Origin of the sequence: Actinoplanes sp. NPDC020271 (assembly GCF_044388125.1) — a bacterium.
Taxonomy (GTDB): domain Bacteria; phylum Actinomycetota; class Actinomycetes; order Mycobacteriales; family Micromonosporaceae; genus Actinoplanes.
Genome location: NZ_JBIRWQ010000074.1, coordinates 1 through 4,768, shown reverse-complemented (window position 1 = coordinate 4,768; position 4,768 = coordinate 1). Strand labels below are relative to the sequence as shown.

Genomic DNA, 4,768 nt, shown 5'->3' with positions numbered 1-4,768 from the left:
GGTGATGTGCGGGAGTTCGCCCGGCAGCGGTTGCCGGAGTACATGGTGCCGTCGCAGGTGGTGGAGCTGGCTGAACTACCGCTGACCCCCGCCGGAAAACTCGACCGCCGGGCCCTGCCGGCCCCCGGCCACAGCGGTACAGCGGCCGGCGACGAGGTCGAGAGCCGCAACCACGGCGCGATCCTGGAGGGCCTCGTCCGCGAGGTGTTCGCCGATGTCCTCGGCGTGCCGCAGGTCGGCGTCCACGACGACTTCTTCCGGCTCGGCGGCCACTCCCTGCTGGCCGTCACCCTGGTGACGCGCCTGGCCGAGAAAGGCGTCTCGACGTCGGTCCGCGAGGTGTTCGCCACCCCGACCGTGTCCGGGATCGTCAGCCGGCTCAGCTTCGGGTCGCTCGGCGACTCCCTGCTCGGGCCGCTGCTGCCGATCCGCACCGACGGCGGCCAGGAACCGATCTTCTGCATCCACCCGGCCGGTGGCCTGAGTTGGTGCTACCGGCCGCTGACCCGTTTCGTCCCGGCCGGCGTCCCGCTGTACGGCCTGCAAGCCGCCGGCCTCGACGACGCGGGGCAACCGGCCGGCTCCATCGAGGAGATGGCGGCGGCCTACGTCGACCTGATCCGCTCGGTCCAGCCCACCGGTCCGTACCACCTGCTCGGGTTCTCGTTCGGCGGGATACCGGCACACGAGATCGCCGTGCAGCTGACGGCGGCCGGCGAGAGCGTCGCCGAACTGGTGATCCTGGACGCCTTCCCGACCACCCCGTCCGGGCCGCCCGCGCCGGTCGAGGAGGACGAGGGCGAGGGCGAGGGCGAGGGCGAGATCATCGTGATGGACGTGGAGGCCAGCCTCCGGCGGGCCGCGGCCCGGGTCCGCGAGGAGGTCGGCGACCTGCTGGGTGGCGTCTCCGACGAGGAGGTGCGGCACATCGCCGAGGTGTTCCGCAACAACTCCAAGCTGCGCCAGGCGCACCGCCTCAAGGTGTTCGGCGGTGACCTGCTGCTGATCTCCGCGGGCGTCCGTAAGGAGGGGCGTAACCCGGACGGGACGCTGTGGCGGCCCTACGTGCGGGGTGAGATCACCGAGGTCGAGCTGCCCTGCGCGCACAGCGACATGATGCTGCCGGACATGCTGCGCCAGGCCTGGGAGATCATCGCCGAGCGCCGGGCCGGCGAGCGGTGACGGCCGGCCCGGCGGTCAGCCGACCGCCTCGCTCAGCGCGAGCTCGGTGAGGACGGGAAGGGCCACGGTGACCGTCAGGCCCCCACGGGTGTTCGCCGTGGCCTGCACGGTCCCGCCGTGGGCGTGAACGATCGCGGCGACGATGGAGAGCCCGAGACCCGCCCCCTCGGCCGACTTGGTCCGGTCGCGGTGCAGACGGCGGAACGGCTGAAACAACTCGTCGAGACGGTCCGGCGGGACCTGCGGGCCGGTGTTGCGGACCACCAGGGTGGCGTCATCGGCCAGCTCGACCAGGACGTGACCGCCGGGATGGTTGTGGTGAACGGCGTTCTGCACCAGATTGGCGGCGAGCCGGGTGAGCATCACCTCGTCGCCGGCCACGGCGACGTGGTTGATCGCGGCGGCGATGGTGACACCGTTGCGGTGGGCGGCCGGCTGCTGATCGGAGATCACCTGGTTGACCGTGGCCGCGAAGTCGACGCGGGAGCGGATGTCGAGGCCGCGTTCCCCCTGGGCGAGGGTGAGCAGCCCCTCGATGAGCCGCTCCGCGCGCTGCACGTTGCGTAGCAGTTCCGCCCGGACCCGGGCCAGCATCTCCGGCGAGGGGTCGACGAGGCCGACCTCGATGGCGGTGCGCTGGATGGCCAGGGGAGTGCGCAGCTCGTGGGAGGCGTTGGCGACGAAGCGGCGCTGGCTGTCGAGGGAGTCCTGGAGCCGGTCGAGCATGGCGTCGAACGTGTCGGCGAGATCCTTCAGCTCGCTCGGCGCACCGGTCAGCGCGATCCGCTCGTGCATCGTGGAGAGCGACAATCGCCGCGCCGTGTCGGTGATCCGGTGCAGCGGACGCAGCAACCGCCCGGTGAGCCACCAGCTCAGCCCGAATGCGAGCACCGTGATCACCAGGACGGCGGCCACCGTGATCAGCTGCTGTGAACTGGCCAGGTCGTCGCGCAGGCCGCTGGATCCGCCTGACGGGGCGTTGCCGTTGTGCGAGTCGTACGGCACGAGGCTGCACGGCACGTCGGGCGGCCGCTGGTCACAGGGAACGTCGTTACCCTGGTGCGCGTCCGCGGTGAACAACTCGTTGAGAACGTAGAGCTGGAGCTGCTGCGCGGAGCCCAGGACACCCAGTGCGATGACGGTGAACAGGCCGCCGTAGAGCAGCGTCATCTGAGTCCTGATCGATCCTCGCCGCATCTTCGTGAACCGCCGGTGAAAACGCATGAACGACCTCACAACCGATAGCCGCTGCCGGGGACGGTGACGATGACCGGTGGCTCGCCGAGCTTGGCGCGCAGCTTGCTCATGGTCACCTTGACGACGGTGGTGAACGGGTCGGCATGCTCGTCCCAGGCCCGTTCCAGCAGTTCCTCCGTGCTGACGACGTTCCCGCGGGCACGCATCAGAACCTCGAGCACCGCGTACTCCTTGCGCGAGAGCGGCACCAGCTCGCCGCCGCGGCGTACCTGCCGCAGGCCGGTGTCCAGGGCGATGCCGGCGGTCTCCAGGATGGGCGGCACCGGTGGGACGGCCCGCCGGCCGAGGGCCCGGACCCGGGCCACGAGTTCGTCGAAGGCGAACGGCTTGGCGAGGTAATCGTCGGCGCCCAGGTTCAGCCCGTTGACCCGGTCGTGCACCGCGCCCATGGCGGTCAGCATCAGAATTCGCAGGGCGTCGCCCCGCTGGGCGAGCTCGCGGCAGATGTCGTCACCGTGGACACCCGGCAGGTCCCGGTCCAGGACCAGCACGTCGTAGTCGGTGACGCCGACCAGTTCCATCGCGCTGTCGCCGTCATACGCCACGTCGACGGCCATCGCCTGCCGGCGAAGCCCTTCGGCGACCATGTCGGCAAGGAAGGGCTCGTCTTCGACCACCAGGATGCGCATGCCCGCTATTGCCTCAATCCCTGGGTCAAGCGGCGGTTAACGCCGTCCACTGTACGTGGATGGTGTGTCTTCGGGCAGGCGGAACGAACCAGGCCTTCCGGGCATTACGGTCCTTACCCGGTCGCCGGTCACGTCCATTCCCGTTGATGCGTGAACACGCGATTCGGACCGCGAAATCGTATGGGCAGTTGGACGCGCGCCGACCGTGGTCGATGTTGGATAAGGTGTCGCCGAATGTGGATTGTCGAGGTCTTCCGATCCCATGACACGAAACCGGCATGCGGTTTTCCCCGTTGCCGGTGATCTGCGAATGCCGAACGGGGAAATCCATGGTCGTGACCGACGGTGCACTCCGGGAATTGTCAGCCGGTCAGCTCGGCGTCTGGAATGCACAACAACTCGCGCCGGCGAGCCCGGCGTACAACGTCAACGCGTACCAGGAGATCCGGGGTCCGCTGGACGTCGATCTCATGGTGGAGGCGTTGCGGCGGGCCGTCGGCGAGACCGATGCGTACCGTCTTCGTTTCCGCCTGCTCGACGGCATGCCGCGACAGTACGTCGAGGCGCCGGACGCGTACGGGATCCAGGTGGTCGACGTCGGCGGCGAACCCGATCCGCGGGCTGCCGCCGAGCGGGTGATGCGCCAGGACGAGAACCGTGCGGTCGACCTGCTCCGCGAGCCGGTCTCGGTGCAGATCCTGTTCCTCCTCGGCCCCCGGCTGGTCTTCTGGTACCAGCGGGTTCACCACATCGCGGCCGACGGGTACAGCCTGGCGTTGTTCGCCGTCCTCGTGGCCCGGCACTACAACGCGCTGCGCGACGGCGGGACCGGCGAGTCGCCGGCGCCGGAGCTGTCGCCGCTGTCGGAGCTCTGGGACGCGGAGGCCCGCTACCGGTCGTCGGAGACCTTCGCCCGCGATCGCGAATTCTGGCTCGATCGCCTGTCGAACCTGCCGGAGGACCCCCGCCGCGGCCGGCATCGGCCGCGCTGGTCCCCGGACTCCCTGGAGCGGCACACCCGGACGGCCGGGCCCGGGCAGGCGGCGAGCGTGCGGGCCGCGGCCGAGCGGCTGCGGGTCAGCGTTCCCGAGCTCGCCGCCGCGGCCGCCGGGTTGCTCCAGTTCCGCCTCACCGGCTCCAGGGACGTCGTGATCGCCGTGCCGTGCTCCGGCCGCATCGGTGCCGACGAGTTCAACACGATCGGCATGACCTCGAACATGATGCCGCTGCGGCTGACCGTCGACCCGCTGGCGTCCGTGGCCGAGTTCGTCCGTCACGCCGTCGCGACGGTCCGGACCGCACTGCGTCATCAGCGCTTCCGATACGAGGACATCGTCCGTGAGCTCAAGTTCGCCGACGGTGTCCCGCTGTTCGGGCTGAAGATCAACGCGATGCGGCTGCGGAACATCCGCCTCGGCGACTGCGTCGGCATCCTGCGGCCCGCCTCGCTGGGCCGGGTCGAGGAACTAGCCGTCAACATCTACGACCGGGTGGACGACGGCGACATCCAGATCGACGTGGGCGTGAGCCGCGATCTGCCCGACGAGCCCGCGGCCGCCCGGGTCGGTGACTGGTACGTCCGTGCCCTGGAGGGGCTGTCCGGTCCCCCTGATGTGCGGGTGCATGAGGTGGATTTGTTGTCGTCGGGTGATCGGGAGTTGCTGGGTGGGTGGGCCGGGGTGGTGGGGCCGGTGGGTGTG

4 protein-coding genes are annotated in these 4,768 nt (G+C 70.0%); 2 read left to right on the top strand and 2 right to left on the bottom strand.

Annotated elements, in window-relative coordinates; all coding sequences use genetic code 11:
- The coding region (locus ACH442_RS47820; protein ID WP_396344886.1) for an alpha/beta fold hydrolase at positions 1-1,182 on the top strand (1,182 nt) is incomplete at its 5' end.
- A 15-nt stretch (positions 1,183-1,197) separates the two neighbouring features.
- Here ACH442_RS47820 and ACH442_RS47815 read toward each other — a convergent pair.
- Positions 1,198-2,352, bottom strand: coding sequence for a sensor histidine kinase (locus tag ACH442_RS47815; protein WP_396344885.1), 1,155 nt, complete (start codon positions 2,350-2,352; stop codon positions 1,198-1,200).
- Positions 2,353-2,414: 62 nt separating this feature from the next.
- Complete coding sequence (locus ACH442_RS47810; RefSeq protein WP_396344884.1) at positions 2,415-3,068, bottom strand: response regulator transcription factor; 654 nt, start codon at positions 3,066-3,068, stop codon at positions 2,415-2,417.
- 335 nt (positions 3,069-3,403) lie between these two features.
- Between ACH442_RS47810 and ACH442_RS47805 the strand changes: the two genes are divergently transcribed.
- Positions 3,404-4,768 (top strand): condensation domain-containing protein (locus ACH442_RS47805; RefSeq protein WP_396344883.1); only part of this gene is annotated, 1,365 nt, incomplete at its 3' end.